This window comes from Microcoleus sp. F10-B2, assembly GCF_036704965.1.
Classification (GTDB): Bacteria; Cyanobacteriota; Cyanobacteriia; order Cyanobacteriales; family Microcoleaceae; genus Microcoleus.
The window spans coordinates 1-19,746 of record NZ_JAUBTB010000039.1 but is presented as its reverse complement, the minus strand read 5'-3'; the positions used below and the strand labels follow the sequence as shown (position 1 = coordinate 19,746).

Sequence of the window (19,746 nt, the reverse complement as noted above, 5' to 3'; positions counted from 1 at the left end):
AGCCTGCCAATGAACGAGAGCAATTTAGCTAGTTGATTGTAGTTTATTTTCCCTGCTGTCCAGTGTAGCCTCGCTTCGCTGCAAAATCCACAGGTGGAAGCATAAAAATAGTGCGATCGCACTTAACTATTTTGCACCTTTTTTGTAAAGAAAGTGTAAAGCCCCCCAACTGTTTTCAGGATTAGGATCTCGTTTGAGCAAAATTTTTCATACATAACTCGCGATACAAATCAACCCGCCACAGAAAGGAGATAGGAAAAAACCGCCCTGATTTGAGGTAAAATATTAAATAATTCTCTCTGCAGGACAAAGACAAGTGTCACTAAAATTGGATAAAGTAATTCCCTGGGGACGCTGCTTGGATGAATACATAGGAATGTTTAGCTTGACCTCAAGTGACCTCAAGCTAAACATTCTTGATTGTGCCGCCGGCCCGGCAAGTTTCAATGCCGAAATGACTCGCCAAGGTAAAAAGGTAATTTCTTGCGATCCAGTTTATCAGTTTACTGCGGTGGAAATTGGCGATCGCATCCAAGAAACATATCAAACTGTGATTGACGGTGTTAAAGCCAATGTAGACGGCTACCTGTGGAACAATTTTGAATCGCCGTACCAGCTAGGCGAAGTGCGGATGAAGGCGATGCAGGAATTTTTAGAAGATTTTCCATCTGGCTTGCAGCAAGGCCGCTACATGAATGCTGATCTGCCGATTTTGCCTTTCAATGACCGCCAGTTCGATTTAGCTTTGTGCAGCCATTTCTTATTTGCTTATTCTCACTTGCTTTCAGAAGAATTTCATCTGGCAGCAATTACAGAAATGTGTCGGGTTGCGAAGGAAGTCCGGGTATTCCCTCTATTGCAAAGTTTTAGCGGGGAGGAATCCGATCGCTTAAATCCGACGATCGCAGAATTGAAAAAGAGAAGTTTTAGTGTAGAAATTCAAGAGGCTCCCTACGAGTTTCAAAAAGGCGGGAATAAGATGCTGCGAGTTAGCGGGCGAATGTAATGCGCGGCTGCGGAGGGCATGGCAATTTGCGATCGCTTATTTCAAAAAAATTAGATAAGCTAAGCATAAGGTCATGCCTCATCTTGTGGTTCGCCAATCGCACGCTGGACTGCATGGCGAATGTGGATAATCCTCACCGTTGGTATGGGTTGATCGTCAAAAATAGTGAAGAGTATCCGATACGTGGTTTTACCACTTCCATACAGAAGCTGGCGAATCTCTTGGCTGAAAAATGCGTTTTCACGGGCTAAAACACAACGACGCGGCATTTCTTGGAGTGAGGAAATCGCTTTAATCAGGCCCTGATACCATGCTTGAGCGCGTTCGGGAGTCGTGAATTGGGAAAAGTTCAGAAACGCTGCATCAGCTTCAGATTGAGCTGTACTGGAAAAGTCAATGCGATACATTATGTTTCCAAAGAAAGTCCGTATTTCTGGTTTTGTCTATCGACAAACTCTTCCAGAGTAGAAAACTGACCCCGATCGAAGTCATCAAGTCCGCGTTGAATCCCTTCTAATGCCTCGAAGAAATCGCTTTCATCAAAGCTAAGTCCGAACGCGATAACAGCTAGGGTAACGCTGGTTATATCTTGTCCTGTACTTTCCGCCCGTTGGCGCAGCAGTGCTTCGATTTGGGGGGGTAAGGTGAGTGTAAGAGTCATAAAAGTTATGATGAATGGTTAACTTTATTGTCTAACTTTATTTTGGCATAGGTAGCCAAAACGATCGCTCCCTAGACTATCTGCCCATTGCTGAACCCGATCGTGCCCCATGCCCATCTTGTTTGTCTGGTAATCTTGCAAGGCTGCGAGACTCTTGGCGATCGTTTGGGAGCATCTCATATTTGTAAAAACACTTCTTCTGGCTCCTTCCTTCTTCCTCTTTCCTCCTGCCTCCTGCCCCGCAGCCTCGGGCCTTAAAACTCCAATTTCTAGCTTAACTGCTTTCATTGAGATGCTCCCGATCGTTTCTTCTTCGCTGAGGGGTTGAAACTCGTTTGCTGTGTCAATTTCTCCAGTAATTCTCATCAAAAACCGCAGAGCTTCATTTACTGCTTCAGAATCGGGAAACATCTCTGCAACATCCGGTTCCAAACGAATATTTACACCACCAAAGGTCTTTCGTCCAGAGCCTACGCTTCTTACACGCAACTTCCTCAAATCATATTCCGACCGCAGCTCATCGTCCATCCCTGTTTCATCCTTCTTCATAAACTTCTCGCTCCACTCGTGTTACTTTTCTGGCGCTACTCAAACGAATTAATTTTGATCTTTCTGTATACGAGAATATCAATAAATTACCTTGCTAGGACTCTCCAACAATAATATAGCGCTCTTCTTCATCAGAGCGCTCCGGATCATCGTAGAAATCGACGTAGAGGGGATTGTCACAAACCGTTCTGGCTTCCTCAAATGAGATGCCATGCTTGGACAAATTTACCGCAGCCTTGTTTTCATCCCACTCGAATTTCATAAAGATCCCTAATCAGCATCTTTGATATAATATTACATCAAGAAGCCAAATTCAAACCAACTCATGCCACAAACAGTCTGGATCGCACGACACGGAAACCGCATCGACTTCGTTAACCCCGACTGGTTTCTCACCGCAGAACGCCGCTACGATCCTCACCTTTCCGAAGACGGTCACGTTCAAGCAAAACAACTCGCCAATCGCCTCAAAGGAGAAGGAATTTCTCATATTTTTGCTTCCCCTTTTCTGCGAACTGTCCAAACAGCAAATCACGCGGCAGAAGCTCTCGATTTGTCAATTAAACTAGAGTGGGGATTGTGCGAATGGCTGAATCCGGAATGGATGACAGAAATGCCGGAAACTGAGTCAGTCGAAGCTTTGTGCAGGCGTTTTCCCAGGATTGATGCTTCCTATAAAGGCGGTATTGCTAACTATCCCGAAACCGTGGAAGCTTGTTTCAAAAGGGCGGGGGAAACTGCTAAACGCCTCGTGGCTGAGTTTCCCGATGATATGTTATTAGTAGGTCACGGTGCGTCGGTTTTAGGCACTGCGATCGGGCTGGCGGGCGGTGCAGAAACGGAAATTAACGCTTCTTTGTGCTGTTTGGTGAAAGTGGTGCGGGGTGAGGGAGAATGGTCGATCGCACTTAATGGCGATACTTCTCACCTGACTGACTCTGAAGCCGCGATCCGGTTTAATTAAAGTTGAGATTCGTGCGAAAAATCCCATTCTATGCTATGTGTGTAAGGTGCGCCGAGGTGCACCCTACGTTACTCTGATTTGTCAGAATCTGGGTGTTATTGTTTAATCTCGATCGGACATTTTAAATCGAAAATCTTAAATAGGTATGGCAGGACACAGTAAGTGGGCGAATATTAAACGCCAAAAAGCGAGAGTTGATGCCGTTAAAGGCAAGGTTTTTGCTAGAATATCTCGCGAAATTATTGTCGCGGCCCGCAGCGGAGTTCCCGATCCCGCTGGCAATTTTCAACTGCGGACGGCTATAGAAAAAGCCAAGGCGGCGAGTATTCCTAATGAAAACATAGAAAGGGCGATCGCCAAAGGTGCTGGCTTGGCCGGGGGGAGTTCGGAGTTAGAAGCTATTCGCTACGAAGGTTACGGCGTTGGCGGGGTTGCAATTCTGATTGAAGCGCTGACAGACAATCGCAACCGCACAGCGGCTGACTTGCGAGAAGCTTTTACTAAAAATGGCGGCAACTTGGGCGAAACTGGTTGTGTGGGCTGGATGTTTGACCACAAAGGGGTTTGTACGGTAGGCGGCCCGATTGATGAGGAACAATTGTTTGAAGCGTCGCTAGAGGCGGCTGCGGAATCTTATGATTTGATATTAATTGATGAGGATACTGAAGGTGCAGAGGTATTTACAAGCGTGGCTAATTTGGAACAGTTGGCTGATGTTTTGAAACAAAAAAAATTTGCAGTTTTGCAGTCGGAAACTCGCTGGATTCCGAGCAATACAGTGGAAATAGATACTCCTGAAAAAGCTCGATCGCTCCTTAAGTTAATGGACGCACTGGAAGATTTAGACGATGTGCAAAGCGTGACGGCGAATTTTGAAATGACGGATGAATTGATGTCTTCGGTCATGGTTTAATGGTTGAAAGATGAGGGATGGGGAGCGTCCTGCTGGCACTGCAAAAGACGAAAAATCGCCAGCGGGACATCGCGCTACACTATTACCAGGAAACGAATCCCTATCTGTACGCGAGTGGGGAGTGTCAATCCAACGCATTGCTCAAAAAGCTGCATTGAAAATCTCAACCCACAGTAAAGCCATGCTAGATAACAACGAAAGCAAAATAGACAGCACCCACTCACAAGAAGTTCTCTCAGCAACCGAAGTCTCAGAAACCAAGGATCGAGCCAAATCGAATGTGCCGGCTAAACCAGAGGATACATCCAATTGGTTCGGTTCCGTGTTCGGAGCCGTCTCTGCAAGCGCGAGTGCGGTGGGGAGTGCGGCGGCGAGTGCTGGAAGTGCGATTGTTGATACGGCGAGTGCGGTGGGGAGTGCGGCGGCGAGTGCTGGAAGTGCGATTGTTGATACGGCGAGTGCGGTGGGGAATGCCGCCGGCACTGCTGGAAGTGCGATTGTTGATACGGCGAGTGCGGTGGGGAATGCCGCCGTCAGTGCTGGAAGTGCGATTGTTGATACGGCGAGTGCGGTGGGGAATGCCGCCGTCAGTGCTGGAAGTGCGATTGTTGTTAATACCGCGAGTGCGGTGGGGAATGCAGCGGCGAGTGCGGGAAGTGCAGCAATGCAAGTTCCCAATTTTTTTGGTTCATCCCTAGTTTTTATTTCGCAGAGTCCTATCCTGAAAAAACTGACCCAAAAGTTCAAAATCGACTGGTTAGTTAATGCTATAGATGCTGTTGATGTCGTAAATGCCGAGGCGCAAGTTCGAGAGTTACAGCGCCAATATCCTCACGAGAAACCCGAAGAGATCGCACATCACTTGATGGTGGAAAAAGCCTTGCTAGCGGCAGGAAGTGGCTTGGTGAGCAGTTTAGTTCCCGGCGTGGCTTTGGCGTTGTCTGGCATGGATTTAGCGGCAATGACGGCGTTATCTGCCGAGTTGGTTTATCAAATTGCTGCCGCCTATGGCATGGATTTGCGATCGAGCGATCGCAAAGCAGAAGTTGTCGCTATTTTTGGTTTGTCCTTGGGTAGCAATTTAGCGATCGAAGCTGGAGTTACGCTTGTCAGCAATATTCCCTTGGCGGGTGCGGTAATTAATGCTAGCGCCAGTGCGACAATGATTTACGCGCTGGGATACGGTGCTTGTCGGTTTTATGAAGCGCATCTCGATTCCTCGGAAATCGAAACCAAGCTCGAAGATTTACAAGAGGTATTGCAAGCGGAAAGTGAGCAATATTTAGAGACAGCGATCGCACAAGAAACGGTGATGGATTGGATTTTGGTGTATGTCGTCTATGCCAGCAAAAAATTCACCCGATGGGATGAGTTATTACCGGAATTACGAGCGGCGAATTTAAATCCCAGGACTTTAGCTGAGATTGAAGCTGTGACAAATAAGTCTAAATTGCTTCCCAAGTTGGATATTTTACTCGCACAACTCGAACTTGACTTTGCCGAACCACTTTTAAAGCGATGCACTGAGATAATCGAGGCTGACGGTGAAATTAATCAACAAGAGGGGAAAATTTTGCTGGCAATTCAACGGGCTGTTTTGAGCAAAAGAAAGCAAGCTCAAAAGCCAGCCCAGCCAACTTCGATCGAGGATGCGGTACCGCCACCCACTGAAGCACAAACTGAAGTCCAAGCTGAATCACAAATTCCCTCTTTATCTTCTAATTCTCCTTCTACTAATAATTTGAGTTCGAGTATGCTGCAAAATTTCCAAAAAATCATAAAAGTTGCTGGGCGATTAGACGTGCCAAAGATTGCGAATTTAATAGATACTGAATCACAAGCTCCCCCCTTATCTTCTCATTCTCCTTCTACTAAGTTGAGTGCAATTCTGCTGAAAAAATTCAAGCAGATTTTAGCAGGTTCTACGCGGTTAGAAGTGGCAGAGATTGGGTATTTAATCGATCAAGTCGATCGCATGACGGGAGCAGAGTTTGAGGAATTTTTAGCCTGCTGTTTCCGCAATCTCGGTTATGCGGTCGAAATGACACCCAAAACGGGGGATTTTGGTGCGGACTTGATTCTCTCTAAAGGCCGCAAGAAAACCGTTGTCCAGGCAAAACGCTATCAAGGAAAAGTGGGAAATTCCGCCGTGCAAGAAGTGGTTAGTGCGGTTAAGTATTACGGGGCGCAAGATGCGATCGTTATTACAAACAGTATGTTTACATCCAATGCTCATAAACTGGCTCTAGCGAATGGGGTACAACTCTGGGGAAGAGAACAGTTAATTGATTTAGTGATGCGAGCTAAAAAATAAGGTATCTATGAACCAAGAATCCCAGTCTATGAAAGAGCGGAGAGTGTCATTTGAAAAAAAAAACTTGCTGTTTTGCAGTCGGAAACTCGCTGGATTCCTAGCAATACAGTGGAAATAGACACTCCTGAAAAAGCTCGATCGCTCCTTAAGTTAATGGATGCACTGGAAGATTTAGACGACGTGCAAAGCGTGACGGCGAATTTTGAAATGACAGATGAATTGATGTCATTGAGTATGGTATAACGATCTAAATCACCAGATTTTTGCCATCCGCAAGACAAATCCCGGTAACTCTGGATCTGCGCTGACTGTTTCAGGATTATCTAAGATTTCAGGTTCGCCATTGGGACGGTAGATGTAGACTTTTCTGTTTTTGCGATCGAGCAAAAAGCCGAGCGATACACCGTTGTCAATATATTCTTGCATCTTGTTTTGCAATCCCTTGAGAGTGTCACTAGCAGACCGCAATTCAATCACAAAGTCTGGACAAATCGGTGCGAATGAGGCTTTTTGTTCTTCAGTTAAGGCATTCCAGCGCTCTAGTTTAATCCATGAGGCATCCGGGGATCGGGTTGCTCCATTTGGCAAGGTAAAGCCTGCACTGGAGTCAAACGTTTCACCTGTGCCATCTTCTTCTGCCCAGTTCCCCAATTGTAGGGCAATCTTGAAGTTGCGGTTCCCTGTATCTGAAAAAGCTGGTGACATAATGATAACTTCCCCACTGGCAGTACGCTCAATTCTCAAATCGCGATTAACTAGACAGAATTCATAGAACTGTTCAACAGTCATCGATTGAATCGCAGGGAAATTGACGGTCAGTGGGACGCTTTCGGTTTGAATTAGCAGCGTCGTCATGGTTTTTCCTTTTTTTGGTGCATGGGTGATAGAATACCTTGAGTTTATACTATTTTAGCTTGGCGATCGCAAGTCTTAGTCGATCGGGGATTCGGAGGCTTGTATTTGTTTTTGGGCTGGCTCAATAATCTTTTTGCCAGTCAGCAAATAAGTAACCATGTATCCCTTGCCCTTAACTTGAATGGCGCCTCGCTTCTGAAAAGTATATTTATCTTTTAATATCTCGTAGGTGTCGGCGGTGACTTGAATGCAGCCGGTAATTCCGTGGGATTCCATGCGCGAAGCAATATTTACTGTGTCGCCCCAGAGGTCGTAAATAAACTTTTTTAAGCCGATCACGCCGGCAACGACAGGGCCGCTGCTAATCCCGATCCGAATGCTGAAAGGTTCCGAATGTTCTAAACTCAGAAGCCGAATTTCGTGCAGCATATCGATCGCCATATTCGCAACTGCCTCGGCGTGATCTTCTCGGGGCGTAGGCAAACCGCCGACAACCATGTAAGCATCACCAATAGTCTTAATTTTCTCCAAACCGTGGCGATCGGCCAAGTGGTCAAAAGCCGAAAAAATATCGTTGAGCACTTCCACCACCGCAGTCGCTGAAATTCTCGACGAAAGTTCTGTAAACCCCACAATGTCGGCAAACATCACAGTCACTTCCCCAAAACTTTCGGCGATATTATGTTCATTGTCCTTCAAGCGCAGGGCGATCGCTGCCGGCAAAACGTTCAGCAGCAGTTGCTCGGATTTAGCTTGTTCGAGTTCCAACTGCAGGTAAGCAGCCTGCAACTGTTCGGCTTGGCGAATTCTTTCTCGGGCTAGCTTTTCGATTTGGGCGGTGCGGCTCAAAGCTGTCAGCATATATGTCACCGGAATCAGAGTCCACAGCATCCCCATCGTCAGAGTTCCCCAAGAGCGCCAGTGCTTGCGAATCCTGCGAATTTCCGGCGTTGCGGACACGTACATAGACCACTGGCGGCCGCTAATTTTCAGCAGCCTTTTGCAAGCTGTATACTCCGGGCCTGGATTGTAAAGAATCGGGCAGTTTTGTCTGAGGGATCGTTCCGCAGCGGCTGATGCTGGGAGAACTTGTTGGTTGGCGGATTGGAACAGCACCGCAAATTGCTGAATCGGGCCGTCAGCAGGCAGATTTTTGAGAACGGGGCTGCCCGTTTGCGGTAACAGCGGCGGTGCTTCTTGCTTGTCTGGAGTCTGGCTGGCGAGATAAATAGTGAGGTAGTCGGTATTGCGTCCTTTTAAAGAGGTTTGGAAAATATCTTTGCCTCGAAATACGCCCAGAACAAATCCTTGCAGCAGTTGGCGGCGGGATTCTAGGGTAGTTGGTTTAGTGCTGGTTTCGTAAATCGGAACTATTGTCAAAAGACCCAGTTCCGGGACATGGCCCTGAGTTAGGCCGACGTAGTTGGTGACAATCATTTCTCCAGTATCGCGGCCTCGATCGAGCGCTGCGCGGATTTCTGCGTGGGAGGCGAGGTCAAAGCCCAATGCTGTCTCGTTTCCGGCTGTTGGTTCGACGTAGAAAGCCGGGAAGTATTCGGAACGTTGAGGGGCCTTGCGCAGTTCTCCTCGGGGGCCGCGCTCTGTAATCTCGAAGCTGGAGTCGGTTTCGCTTCTGGCTTTGGCTTCGTAGTTGCGCCGCTGAGCATTGGGGATGCGGGGGGCCCAAGCTAGGAGTTGCAGGCTGGGGTGGACGGATAGGGGACGCGCGACAAACCGGGCAAAAGAGGAACGCTCGACGGCGCTGAAGGCTTTCATGTAGTCGCTGAGGGCGAGAACTGCGTCTAAGTCGGAGTTTAGCTGGCGTTCGATGCCGATCGAAATATCGTCAATGCGGCGGTGCATTTCGTAGTCGCGGCGGTTGTCTTCCCAGTCCCAAACCAAGGCGAATGCCAGGGTCGACAGTCCTACACCCAAAGCGAGCGTCAACCCGGCTGGAATGTAGCGAGACCAGGATAAAGGTAGTTTTTTGAGCATAATTGCCTAGCGAATAAGGGCAGCAGATTAGCACACCGCTGAATGCGATTTATTTCGGCTTCTGAGTGCGGTTAATTCAAAACCCTGATAACTCAAGCACCGACGGCAATGAAGAATTAAAAGTTAGATATTGAAACTTTTAGATTAATTTCCGTTAGCGGAGCACGGGATTTCAATCCAGAATTCCGCTCCCTGTCCGGGCGCTGAGATGCACCGCAGGGTTCCCCTATGTTTTTCTACCACAATCTGATGGCTGATGGACAATCCCAAGCCTGTTCCAGACCCTACCGGTTTGGTGGTGAAGAAGGGGTCAAACAGCCGTTTGCGAACGTCTTCAGTCATTCCCGGGCCGCTGTCGGCGATGCAAATGACGATGCGATCGCAATTAACGAGCTGGCTTTTACTTTGGCTTTTCAATCCGGCTTTTTTCATTTCAGTGCGAATCACGATCGTCCGAGGTTGCGGTTGGTTTTCTAGTGCGTCGAGCGCATTGCTGATAATGTTGAAAAATACCTGGTTAAACTGCCCCGCACAACAGTAAATTTTCGATATTTTTCCGTAGTCTTTAATAATTTCGATCGGGTTTTGTTGATTTTTCTGATGCAATCGGTGTTGCAAAATTAACAGCGTGCTTTCAATTCCTTCATGAAGGTCGGCAAACTTCATTTCTGATTCGTGCAACCGCGAAAAATTACGCAGAGACAACACAATTTTACTGATTCTTTCTACTCCGATTTTCATGGAGTTGAGCATTTTTGGCAAATCTTCCTTGAGGAAATCTAAATCTAATTCCTTAACTTTTTCAGCAATCTGAGGCACTGGGGATGGGTAACTGTCCTGGTAGAGATTCAAGAGTTCAATTAAATCGTGAAAATAGGTGTATGTATGTGAAATATTGCCGTTAATAAAAGTTGCGGGATTGTTAATTTCGTGGGCGATGCCAGCCACCATCTGACCGAGGCTCGACATTTTTTCTGATTGAACTAATTGGATTTGAGCGTTTTGTAGGTGTTCGTAGGCTTCTTGCAATTGGGCGGCTTGTTTTCTTAATTGAGATTCGGAAGCTTGGAGTGCGGCGGCGGAAATTTTGCGATTAGTTATATTTTCAATCATCCCTAAGTTGTAAATAGGTTGTCCTTCGCCGTCTCGAATCAAAGTAGCTGTAACGTTTACCCAAACAATTTTACCTGTAGCGGCAATCTGGCGGAGTTCGATTTGATAGCTATTAATTTCTCCTTGCTCAAGAGAATGAGCAACTTGGATATTTTTGGGATCGTCTTCGGGATGCCCAAGTTCAATCAATGTTTTGTCGAGCAATTCTGCTGCGGTATATCCCAGCATTTCGCAGTAAGTTTTATTGACTCGCACTAACTTGTTGTCGTCTAAATTGGCTAAGTAGATAGCGATGGGAGCATCTTCAAAAATTGTGCGAAATAGTTCTTCGCTGGCGCGGACTTTAGCTGCTAGGGAAAGCCTGTCGGTGATGTCTTCAAACGTAGACAAAATGCCGACAACATTGCCGTAATTGTCGTGTAAAGGTATTTTATTTGTCTCCTGACAGCATTGGGTGCCGTCGGCTTGCATTTTGGATTCTATGATGTGATATTCTGGGGTGTTTGTTGCCATGATACGGCTGTCGCAGGCTCGAAAAACTTCTGTTTCTTCGGGCTTCCAGGGCATATCGAAGTCGGTGAGACCGGCGATTTCACTGGGGTGATTGAAACCTGCGAGTTTAGCAAAGTTTTTGTTGCCTCCCAAGTAAACTAAATCTCGATCTTTCCAGGCGATTAACTGAGGGATGTTGTTGATTACCGACCACAGCATTTTTTGGGATGTTTCCAAGGCTTCCGTGCGTTCTAGGACGCGCTTTTCAAGTTCTTGATTGGCTTGTTGCAGGGCGATTTTTGACTCGCTGAGGGCGATTTCTGCTAGCTTGCGATCGCTGATGTCGATTGTTACCCCCTCCCACAGTATATCGCCCCCAGGTTGCAGTTCGGGGCGGGCGATGCCGCGAATCCATTTCTGTTTTCCCGATCCGGTTACGATCCGCCCTTCATATATCCAAGGTTTTAAAGTTTGGCCGGAAACTGCGATTGATTCTAACAGATTTTTTAGGTCGTCTGGATGCACCGTTGACCACATTAAATCGGAGTTTTGTTGAAGTTTTTCTGGATCTAGTTCGTAGAGTTCCCAACAGCCGGAACTGACATAAATGAATTCATCGGAACCGTCTGGATGCAGCAAGTATTGATAAATCATTCCCGGCAAATTGGCGGCCATTTTTTGGAATCTGGCTTCGCTTTGCCGCAGTGCTGATTCTGCAAGTTTGCGATCGCTAATGTCAATCAACAAGCCGTCCCAAATAATGTCATCTTTTTCGCCCGGTTCGGGTCGCGAAGCCCCGCTAATCCACTTAATCCGATCGCCCGGAAAAACAAATCTGCCTTCCCACCGCCAAGGTTCTAAAGTTTTAGCTGAGATAGCAAAAGATTCGTGGAAGCTGGGCGCATCGTCTGGATGAATCATTTCTATAGCGGGAATAGCTGAATTTTGGAGTACATCTGGTTCTATTTCCCAGAGTTCGCGGCAGCCGGAACTGACGTAGGGGAATGACATAGTGCCGTCTGCTGCTAACTGAAATTGATAAATCATCCCCGGAACGTTGGCGGCTAGTTTTTGAAACCTCGCTTCGCTTTGCCGTAGTGCTGTTTCTGCTTCTACGCGATCGGTAATATCGTAAAATGCCGATAAAATTGCGGCTTCGCCGTTAAAATTAATCGCTCGCATCGAGATTTTTACCCAAAAAAAACTGCCATTTGCTTTCTTGAGGCAGATTTCTTTGCTGTCGCTAAAGCCGTTTTGTTTGACTAATTCTAGCAAGTGACATCGATCGTTGATATTGGCATAAAAATCAATTGTTTTTTCACCAATAAGTTGTTCGCAACTCAACCCTAAACTTTCACCTAGAGCAGGATTTGCATACAAGATCAGGCTATCTTCTAGGCGCGTAATTAACAGGGGAACGGGAGTCGTGCGGGCGATCGCGCGCAATCTTTCTTCGCTTTCTTCCCTGGCTGTTTCGGCTGCTACTCTTTTGCTAATATCGTTCTGAACTCCGATAAAATGAGTTAATTTACCCTCATTGTCTAGGATGGGGGAAACCATTAATTCGTTCCAAAAAGAACTTTTGTCTTTGCGATAATTTTTGAGAACTACCTGAATTTCCGTTCCCGATCGTAAACTGCTGCGAAGTTTGTCTAATTCGGCCCGATCGGTATCGGGGCCCTGCAAAAATCGGCAGTTGCGTCCAATAACTTCTTCGGCACTGTAACCGGTCAGTTTCTCAAAAGCAGGATTGCAGTAGATAATCGGTATGTCAGGCTGGCGAGCATCGGCGATGAGAATGCTGTTGCTCGACGCTGCGATCGCCCGCTCTAGGAGAGACAGGTTGAAAGAGTCTGTTGTCATCGGTGGCAAGATCCAAACTCCCGAAAATCGGACAGAACAATAAAAATTTATAAATAGCTTGAGCCATTTTTATTCTATAATTTTCTTTTTAATTTAGCTTTTTTAACAAAGTCAGCATTCCACAAAAGCCTGCGGGGGAAACGACTAATACCATTTTAGATTGTAGATTTTAGATTGGCAATGGCTGATTCCATAATGGTTTAGAGCAGGGGCATAAAGCGGCCTTCTTGTTTGAAAGTATGATAACAGAAGGCATTCGGCACTTATCCATAAAAAACAGGTGAAAATACCGAAGGCGGAAAGAAAACAAAAGGTGAAAATACGGCTATTTCCAACTTTTTTCTTCTCCTCCTTACATCCTGCTCGTCAACCCTTTTAAATTGACAAGCTGATGCAAGAACCCTGAGCAGTTTTGCTTACTTCAATCCTAGCTTGAAAAGCTTCTTTCAAGTGGGGCATATGGGTAACGGTGAGGATGCAGGCGAAGTCGGAGGCGATCGCATTAATTGCAGCAATCAGCCGATCGCACCCTTCAGCATCCTGAGTCCCGAATCCCTCATCAATAATCAACATTTGCAAAGCCGTACCCGCCCGCTGAGACAGCAGTCTAGCCAGCGCCAGCCGAATCGCAAAATTAATCCGAAAAGCTTCACCGCCGGAGTAAGTTTCGTAGGCGCGAGTACCGCGAGCATCAGCAATTAAAATGTCTAAAGTGTCAATCAATTTAGTTGCTTTTTTAGAAGCAGCCGCCCGCTGAGTAATAAATTGAACGTGCAATTGATTAGCGCTCAATCTCGACAATATCTGATTTGTTTCAGCTTCTAGTTGAGGCAAAACATTTTCAATCATTAAAGCTTGAATGCCGTTTTTACCAAATGCTTGACCCAACTCTTGATAAACTCGCTGCTGGCGTTTTGCAACTTGCATTTGCTCTTTTTGAGCTACTAGCTGAACTTGCAAATTTTCCAGATTTTGCTGCTGCTGCTGGAGGCGTCCGAGACTTCCCAAATGTTGGTCTAGCTGCTGGCGGCGGCGACTGATTTGCTGTTCGATCGCACTGATGCGGGCTGCGGGATCGGGATGTTCTTGCAATTGCTGGTTCATAGCGGCAGTTTGAGCGCTGACAGCTTGCAAATCTCGATCGCGCACGGCGATGGAATTTGCTATTTCATTAACCCGCTGCTGCACTTGCGGGTACTGCACAGTTGCCGAGCGCAATTTTTCGGCGCGGGCGATCCAAAACTGATCTCGGCGCATTTCGTTCCGCACGTGTTCGTGCTGTTCCAAATTATAGCCAATTTCCGCAATGTATCTATCTAAAGATAGAATTTGCTGCTGTATTTCCGAGCTATTTTTTTGCTGTTCTAACTGTTGCTGTACCGTGGCTAATTGAGTTTGCAAATCCGGGCGGCGGGCATTAATTTTATTCAGTTTTTGCTGAGCGTCTTTGATTTGAGCTTGCTTAATTTCCGCCCACCGCAAGCGCTTTTCATCGCTGCGGGCGAGGGAGTGGCTGCGATCGCTGTAATTGAGCTGTTGCAGTTGCTGTTCGATGTGCTGGAGTTCGCGCAAATCATCGGCTGCATACTCGCCGGTGCGCAGCAACCGCTCTATTTCTGCAGCGTCTTGACGCATACTTTGCAGTCGGTTTTCATCTTGACCCAGGCTATCTAATTGTGCTTGTAAATGACTGCGGCGTTCCCGCAATTCTTGGTAGGGCGCTAATTCCTCTTCTAGTTCGCGGTATTCATGTCTGAGGACTTGAATTTCGCGCTCAGAGACGGCTAATTGTTCGCGGACAACCCACAGTTGGTTCCAGATTTCCTGCTGTTGGGTGTGGTGTTTTGCGACTACCAAATTCCAGTAGTGTTCGTCTAAAGGTCGATCGCACAAAGGACAATTGCCAAAATTTGCATCCCGCACCATTAAATGCGAATTCGATGGCTCGTTTTCCGCAAAATTCGAGGCTTTACCTTCGCCTGCGGTTTTTTCTCCTTCATGTTTCCGCAGCAGTTGCAGTTTTTGGTCGATCTCGGCGAGTCTGGTTTGATAGTCGCGGCTTTTGGCTTGCAGGTTTCCGAGAAAGTCGTGCCTTTCTTGACCTTTTTCGCGGACTCGCTGCTGATAAACTCGCTTGTTTTCCAACTGCAAAATTTGATTGGCGATTGCCGAGATTTCCTGCTGTAATTGCGGTTGTCGCTGCTGCTGCTGAACTTGCACCTGTCGGTTGATTTCCTCTAACCGGGCGGTTAAACCGGCGCGGGCGCGATCGAGCTTTTGTTGCTTTTGCTGCTGCTGTTGTAGCAGCGGCGAAACTTGCAGTTGCAGTTGCTCTAGTTCGTTGAGGCGCGATCGAACTGCTTGCAACTGTGCGAGTCCTTTATCAACCTCCGGCTGCTGTTTGAGAATTTCCAGAACATCTTTTTCATCTTGTTCTAAAACCTCTAATTGAGCTTGCAACTGCTGAATTTTGCTTTGCAAAAAGCTCAGTTCTTGCCGCTGCTGTTCTTGCAATTGCTGGCGCTGATTTTGAGCTTGTTGGTTAGCTTTGAATTTGCCAGCCAGAGTCTCTTCTGTCGCTTGCAAGCTGTGGAAATACGCGATGCCTGCTGTTATTTCCTTTTCTTGCCCTAGGAGGGCTTGTAGCTCATTTTGCTGCTGTTTGGCTGCGCTGAGTTCTTGCTGCAAGCGGCGGCATTCTTGAGTGATATTGTAGTGCTGTTGCTGGTGGCCTGCGAGGAGTTTTTGCCAAGTTTGGCGGTTGTGGTGCTGGAGTTGCAGTTGCTGTAACTCGGTTGTGTCGGCTTGCTGCTGCTGCTGAAGCAAATCGGTTGCTTGCTGCAATTGAGTTTGTTCGGAGGCGATGGTCTCTTTTTGTTGCAGTTGCTCTTGTACGGTTAGCAAACTCTGTTTGAGCACTTCGACTTGAGCTTTAAATTGTTTGGAGGTATCCTTGGCTTGGTCGGATAAAGTATCGTAGGAGTCGAGTTTGAGCAGGTTGGCTAAAACTTGTTTGCGTTCGATCGGCTTTTTGAGCATAAATTCATCAGCTCGCCCCTGCCGCAAATATGCCGAATTGATGAAAGTATCGTAATCTAGTTTGATGTGTTCGAGGATTTTTTGCTGAGTTGTTCTCAGACCTTTGTCTGTGAGCGTGCGAAAATTCACCCCCCCCGACCCCCCCTTACCAAGGGGGGGAGAAGAATTTAAGTTTTCTGGATCTTCATTAAGGGAAGAATTCACTTCTTCTGGCCCCCCCTTACCAAGGGGGGGGAAGGGGGGGTTTGTTGCTACTTGAAATTCCAAACTTCCCGATTGTCCGCGCCGGCGGTTGCGAATCACCCGGTAGATTTGGCCGCCTGTGGAGAAAGTGAAATCAACGCGCACATCAGTTTCGCCGATATGGATGATATCGTCTTCCGTATCGCTGCGACAACAGCCCCAAATTGCCCAGGATATGGCTTCTAAGAGGGAGGATTTGCCAGCACCGTTAGGCCCGCAAATGCAAGCAGTGTGCAAGCCGCGAAAGTCTAAAGCAGCTTCGCGATAGCTGAGAAAATTTTTGAGCGTAAGTTGTATAGGAATCATTTAGGCCATCGCGCCATACAATCTATCTATAAATAACACTATTTGTACGCTGTTGCCTAGTTATTCAATCTAGATCCAGAACAATTGTCAGTGCTTCTGCAATTTCTTCCATAATTGTCTCGGACAAGGTTCCGAGTTGTCGGACAAATCTTTGTTGAGAAACGGAACGGACTTGAAAAGTATCGGCAGCGGAGACTTTAGTCAAGCCATTTTCGCCGCTGGGTTCTAGTCGAACCATCCAGTTTCTCTCGGTGTATCGCTCTTTCCAGTCAGTGATGGGAACAATAACTTCAAGCAGCAAAATTCCCACCGTTTCATCGCTGACAATTACTACCGGACGGGTTTTGCCGATTTCGGCGCCCACAGTAGGTTCAAGCGCAACCAGCCAGATTTCACCTCTACGCATTAGTTTTTATCCCTGCGTTAAGGCATTCTTCCTCGGAATCAAAGTAGGGTTCGCTATCAGCCGACCACAAATCATGTAAAGCACCTCCCGGCATATAATCTTTGACTGCTGCTTCTGCTGCGGCTCTGAGTTTCCGTTTTCTCTCAGTTTTGCGCTGGGCTTTTTCTTCTATTTCTTCGCGCATCATCCGCGAAGCTGTTTCGATGATTTCTAGGCGTTCTTCTGCTGTCAGATTTTTGAGTGCTGCTAAGATTTCTGTTTTGGTCACGGTTTTTTCGGGTGGTTGGTGAGAAAGTACGATCGATCTCATATCTTGCACCATTTTCTAGAACAGGCAATATGCCTGTTCCACAAAGAGTGAATTTGATTGTGGGATGGGCATCCTGCCCGTCCATAAAAAGCTTATTGAAAATGGTGCAAAATATAAGATCGATCCAACCATCATTATATCCTTCACAAAAATCTATCTCGGCGCTCTCTGCTTGTGGCGCACCCTACATCGATCGAATTGGCAGATTTTCCCTCATCAAAAAAAAGGTTGACTGTATTCCTACAGCCAACTCTGCACGTATTTATTTGTCCTGCGTTTGCTCAAACAGCCACACTACCTGACAACATTAGGGAACGTATAGCCGACACCGACTAACAATCCCACTTCAGCTCCGTCGAGAAAACCAACATTCAGTCCCGCTGTGGCTGTAAAATTTCTCGACAGCGGCACATCTACACCACCCGAAATCAGGAAGCCAAAATTACTGTTATCACCGGTAGAAAATGCAACGCCAGCACCTGCATAAGGAGCAGCAGTAATCACAAAATCATCGCTGACTTCGACGGCCTCTTGAGATACAAAATCGAAGGTAACGGGAACTAGAACAGTTAAGTTGTCGCGGAACAAAACAGTCGGTCTCACCGAGAAATTGTTGGTCAAACCGATTTTGCTAACAATCGCAAATGAACCGTCGCCCAAGGCTGTATCTCCGCCAAAACCTAGATTGCCGCCAATGCCGATGTAGCTGGGCCCCGAACGGGTAGCTCGGCCCGGTCGGATTTGAGTTCCTTGAGCCACTTTTTTAGTTGGTTCTGAGACAGTTGCCGGTTTTTCAGCAACTTTCGGTTGGTTTGTCAAAGCTGAGGCGGAAGTGCTGACAGGATTGCTCAACAATTCTTGTGCTGTTTTGACTTCTTTTTCTTCCTTCGTTGCTGTTACTTCCAGATTATTGCTCTCGGCAACAATTGAGGTAGGTCGATCGTTCTTTTTGGCATTCTCGACCGTTGACTCCACTTTGACGCTATTATCAGCAATTTTAGCGGTTTCTTCCGACTTTTCTGTCTCAGCAGCAATGGAGGTACTTGGCGCAGTTTCTGTTCCAGCTATTTCAGATGTTGCTGCTTCCGATTTTTCTGGTGTTGCAATAGATACTTGCAAATTGGCTGCCGGTTCAGAGGCTGCTGGCTCTGCCGTTTCTGTTAGTTCGCTCCAACTGATAGAATCAATTTTTTTATTACTAGCCGTTGTTTCTGCGTCTGGTTTAACTGCTGAAGTTGCCGCAGGCTCAGAAATTTGGTCAATATTTTGAGCTGCGATTGTTGCAGTTGTACCGATATCGGGCAAGTTACCAGTTTCAGCTTTCGCTGACAGGGTACTGCAACAAACAGCTAAAGCAGCAAGATTTATTAACGCGAAAGTAGACTTGGAAAAGAGACTATTCATAGAAACTCCTCAATGAACCGTGTGTTAAAAGTGTAAGTGTTTGAGGGCGACCGTCGAGAGCTTTGCTAAAAAAAGACACAAATACGAGTTGTGTTGTTCCTAGATTGGCACTCAACCGTTGAAGAGTCAACTCTCAAGCTGATTAGATTTAAGAACTGACGGCCGGTTTAGAGGCTAATTTAAATTTACCTATCGATCGGCTAAAAATCAATCCTAGGGATGATTTCACCCTCGATCCTGTTTAATTGAGGGGTCGATCGCGCGTCTGGCTTGCATTCTACAATACTGTACTTGAGGGCGCTGCACTCGCAGCCATGCCGAAAAAATCCGGTTTTTGAGGGCGCACCAGCTCGAAACCAAGAGACAGCAAGCTTTCAAAACAGTTTTGGCAGCCCCGCCGTCCAAAGCAAGTGCAGTTAAAACAACGCGATCGGCTGCTGCACAGTCCCTGACAAGTAATGTAGAATAGCACTAATCGGACAAACATTTGTAGCTCGATCGTGTCAAATTTACTAAATATTATTAGAATTGTGTAAAATTTAGTGTTCTATTTGTAAAGTTTAGCCTTCGCTTTCGCTCATGGTCTGACCATCTCACAACAGCACTCAACTAAACAAGTAAAAAAATACAAATTATCTCATCTCAACCTGACTTTATGAGCAAAGTTCTAGTCATATTAGGCGAATTGAGCGATCGCGACATCGATTGGATGCTCGCCAACGGCACCCGCACCCAAATCCTCCCCGGCACAACTCTGATTACCGAAGGTAAGCCCTTAGACGCCCTGTACATAGTTCTGGAGGGAACTTTGAGCGTTGCTGTATCATCTTTGGGCGACAAAGAAATTGGAAAAATTATTTCCGGGGAAGTGTTGGGCGAAATGTCTTTTGTAGACGGGAGGCTTCCTTCTGCTAGCGTCACGGCAATTGAAGAGTGCCTCATCCTGTCAATTCCGAGGCGGCTGCTAACTGAAAAACTCGAGCAAGACGTGCTTTTTTCCCTGCGGTTTTATCGGGCGATTACCAAATTTCTGTCGTCGAGACTGCGGGGTACAGTCAAACGCTTCGGCGATGATAGTGATGGTTTAATATATCAAGAACCCGACGACGAGGGCGCCATCGGGCAAAATGTCGAAAATCCCGATTTGGCTGAATCGAGATTTCAATGGCTGTTGGAGCGTTTGAAGGGGAGTTGAAGGGAGAGGGGGAGAATAGGAGAGGGGGAGAATAGGAGAGAGGGAGAGGGGGAGAATAGGAGAGGGGGAGAGGGGGAGAATAGGAGAGGGGGAGAGGGGGAGAATAGGAGAGGGGGAG

The 19,746-nt window shown here is 46.8% G+C and carries 16 protein-coding genes and 1 pseudogene; 6 read left to right on the top strand and 11 right to left on the bottom strand.

Annotated features, from left to right (window positions below; genetic code table 11):
- Positions 1 to 316: 316 nt before the first annotated feature.
- Positions 317 to 1,006: a class I SAM-dependent methyltransferase gene (locus tag QUA99_RS16590; RefSeq protein WP_333238782.1), complete on the top strand. Its 690-nt coding sequence runs from the start codon at positions 317 to 319 to the stop codon at positions 1,004 to 1,006.
- Positions 1,007 to 1,077: 71 nt separating this feature from the next.
- Here the strand turns inward: QUA99_RS16590 and QUA99_RS16585 are convergent, their stop codons facing one another.
- The 4 genes from QUA99_RS16585 to QUA99_RS16570 all read right to left on the bottom strand — a co-directional run bounded on the left by QUA99_RS16585 (position 1,078) and on the right by QUA99_RS16570 (position 2,478).
- A complete protein-coding gene (locus tag QUA99_RS16585) occupies positions 1,078 to 1,413 on the bottom strand; it encodes a type II toxin-antitoxin system RelE/ParE family toxin (protein ID WP_333238780.1) in 336 nt (111 codons plus the stop codon).
- Positions 1,413 to 1,667 (bottom strand): hypothetical protein, encoded by a 255-nt coding sequence (locus tag QUA99_RS16580; protein WP_333238778.1) that lies wholly within the window; start codon positions 1,665 to 1,667, stop codon positions 1,413 to 1,415. The genes QUA99_RS16585 and QUA99_RS16580 overlap by 1 nt, the downstream gene beginning before the upstream one ends.
- Before the next feature lie 24 nt (positions 1,668 to 1,691).
- Positions 1,692 to 2,216, bottom strand: a complete 525-nt coding sequence (locus QUA99_RS16575) for a hypothetical protein (RefSeq protein ID WP_333238776.1) — start codon at positions 2,214 to 2,216, stop codon at positions 1,692 to 1,694.
- A gap of 94 nt (positions 2,217 to 2,310) precedes the next feature.
- Positions 2,311 to 2,478 carry a BrnT family toxin gene (locus tag QUA99_RS16570; RefSeq protein WP_333238774.1) on the bottom strand — a complete coding sequence of 56 codons (168 nt, stop codon included), beginning with the start codon at positions 2,476 to 2,478 and terminating at the stop codon, positions 2,311 to 2,313.
- A gap of 63 nt (positions 2,479 to 2,541) precedes the next feature.
- Between QUA99_RS16570 and QUA99_RS16565 the strand changes: the two genes are divergently transcribed.
- The 4 genes and pseudogenes from QUA99_RS16565 to QUA99_RS16550 form a co-directional block, all read left to right on the top strand.
- Positions 2,542 to 3,180 (top strand): histidine phosphatase family protein, encoded by a 639-nt coding sequence (locus QUA99_RS16565; RefSeq protein ID WP_333238772.1) that lies wholly within the window; start codon positions 2,542 to 2,544, stop codon positions 3,178 to 3,180.
- Between the two features lie 145 nt (positions 3,181 to 3,325).
- Positions 3,326 to 4,093 (top strand): YebC/PmpR family DNA-binding transcriptional regulator, encoded by a 768-nt coding sequence (locus tag QUA99_RS16560; RefSeq protein ID WP_333238770.1) that lies wholly within the window; start codon positions 3,326 to 3,328, stop codon positions 4,091 to 4,093.
- A gap of 121 nt (positions 4,094 to 4,214) precedes the next feature.
- Positions 4,215 to 6,407: a restriction endonuclease gene (locus QUA99_RS16555; RefSeq protein WP_333460383.1), complete on the top strand. Its 2,193-nt coding sequence runs from the start codon at positions 4,215 to 4,217 to the stop codon at positions 6,405 to 6,407.
- A 69-nt stretch (positions 6,408 to 6,476) separates the two neighbouring features.
- Positions 6,477 to 6,650, top strand: a pseudogene (locus tag QUA99_RS16550) (YebC/PmpR family DNA-binding transcriptional regulator); the annotation flags it as partial.
- Positions 6,651 to 6,659: 9 nt separating this feature from the next.
- Here the strand turns inward: QUA99_RS16550 and QUA99_RS16545 are convergent.
- The 7 genes from QUA99_RS16545 to QUA99_RS16515 form a co-directional block, all read right to left on the bottom strand.
- The gene (locus QUA99_RS16545) at positions 6,660 to 7,262 is read right to left on the bottom strand and encodes a Uma2 family endonuclease (RefSeq protein ID WP_333238767.1); all 603 of its coding nucleotides are present in this window, start codon (positions 7,260 to 7,262) and stop codon (positions 6,660 to 6,662) included.
- 75 nt (positions 7,263 to 7,337) lie between these two features.
- Positions 7,338 to 9,257: an adenylate/guanylate cyclase domain-containing protein gene (locus QUA99_RS16540; RefSeq protein ID WP_333238765.1), complete on the bottom strand. Its 1,920-nt coding sequence runs from the start codon at positions 9,255 to 9,257 to the stop codon at positions 7,338 to 7,340.
- 144 nt (positions 9,258 to 9,401) lie between these two features.
- On the bottom strand, positions 9,402 to 12,725 hold the full coding sequence (locus QUA99_RS16535) for a PAS domain S-box protein (RefSeq protein ID WP_333238764.1): 3,324 nt from the start codon (positions 12,723 to 12,725) through the stop codon (positions 9,402 to 9,404).
- Between the two features lie 375 nt (positions 12,726 to 13,100).
- A complete protein-coding gene (locus tag QUA99_RS16530; RefSeq protein ID WP_333238763.1) occupies positions 13,101 to 16,313 on the bottom strand; it encodes an AAA family ATPase in 3,213 nt (1,070 codons plus the stop codon).
- 64 nt (positions 16,314 to 16,377) lie between these two features.
- Positions 16,378 to 16,719 (bottom strand): type II toxin-antitoxin system PemK/MazF family toxin, encoded by a 342-nt coding sequence (locus QUA99_RS16525; RefSeq protein ID WP_006631034.1) that lies wholly within the window; start codon positions 16,717 to 16,719, stop codon positions 16,378 to 16,380.
- Positions 16,712 to 17,029 carry a hypothetical protein gene (locus QUA99_RS16520; protein ID WP_333238762.1) on the bottom strand — a complete coding sequence of 106 codons (318 nt, stop codon included), beginning with the start codon at positions 17,027 to 17,029 and terminating at the stop codon, positions 16,712 to 16,714. The genes QUA99_RS16525 and QUA99_RS16520 overlap by 8 nt, the downstream gene beginning before the upstream one ends.
- Before the next feature lie 294 nt (positions 17,030 to 17,323).
- The gene (locus tag QUA99_RS16515) at positions 17,324 to 18,433 is read right to left on the bottom strand and encodes a hypothetical protein (protein WP_333238760.1); all 1,110 of its coding nucleotides are present in this window, start codon (positions 18,431 to 18,433) and stop codon (positions 17,324 to 17,326) included.
- A 655-nt stretch (positions 18,434 to 19,088) separates the two neighbouring features.
- Between QUA99_RS16515 and QUA99_RS16510 the strand changes: the two genes are divergently transcribed.
- Positions 19,089 to 19,628 (top strand): cyclic nucleotide-binding domain-containing protein, encoded by a 540-nt coding sequence (locus QUA99_RS16510; RefSeq protein WP_333238758.1) that lies wholly within the window; start codon positions 19,089 to 19,091, stop codon positions 19,626 to 19,628.
- Positions 19,629 to 19,746: the final 118 nt, after the last annotated feature.

Bases quoted from the DNA above. Each gene is read 5' to 3' on its own strand.
- QUA99_RS16585 (WP_333238780.1), bottom strand. From the start codon at position 1,413: ATGTATCGCATTGACTTTTCCAGTACAGCTCAATCTGAAGCTGATGCA.
- QUA99_RS16580 (WP_333238778.1), bottom strand. From the start codon at position 1,667: ATGACTCTTACACTCACCTTACCCCCCCAAATCGAAGCACTGCTGCGC.
- QUA99_RS16575 (WP_333238776.1), bottom strand. From the start codon at position 2,216: ATGAAGAAGGATGAAACAGGGATGGACGATGAGCTGCGGTCGGAATAT.
- QUA99_RS16570 (WP_333238774.1), bottom strand. From the start codon at position 2,478: ATGAAATTCGAGTGGGATGAAAACAAGGCTGCGGTAAATTTGTCCAAG.
- QUA99_RS16565 (WP_333238772.1), top strand. From the start codon at position 2,542: ATGCCACAAACAGTCTGGATCGCACGACACGGAAACCGCATCGACTTC.
- QUA99_RS16560 (WP_333238770.1), top strand. From the start codon at position 3,326: ATGGCAGGACACAGTAAGTGGGCGAATATTAAACGCCAAAAAGCGAGA.
- QUA99_RS16545 (WP_333238767.1), bottom strand. From the start codon at position 7,262: ATGACGACGCTGCTAATTCAAACCGAAAGCGTCCCACTGACCGTCAAT.
- QUA99_RS16540 (WP_333238765.1), bottom strand. From the start codon at position 9,257: ATGCTCAAAAAACTACCTTTATCCTGGTCTCGCTACATTCCAGCCGGG.
- QUA99_RS16535 (WP_333238764.1), bottom strand. From the start codon at position 12,725: ATGACAACAGACTCTTTCAACCTGTCTCTCCTAGAGCGGGCGATCGCA.
- QUA99_RS16530 (WP_333238763.1), bottom strand. From the start codon at position 16,313: ATGATTCCTATACAACTTACGCTCAAAAATTTTCTCAGCTATCGCGAA.
- QUA99_RS16525 (WP_006631034.1), bottom strand. From the start codon at position 16,719: ATGCGTAGAGGTGAAATCTGGCTGGTTGCGCTTGAACCTACTGTGGGC.
- QUA99_RS16520 (WP_333238762.1), bottom strand. From the start codon at position 17,029: ATGAGATCGATCGTACTTTCTCACCAACCACCCGAAAAAACCGTGACC.
- QUA99_RS16515 (WP_333238760.1), bottom strand. From the start codon at position 18,433: ATGAATAGTCTCTTTTCCAAGTCTACTTTCGCGTTAATAAATCTTGCT.
- QUA99_RS16510 (WP_333238758.1), top strand. From the start codon at position 19,089: ATGAGCAAAGTTCTAGTCATATTAGGCGAATTGAGCGATCGCGACATC.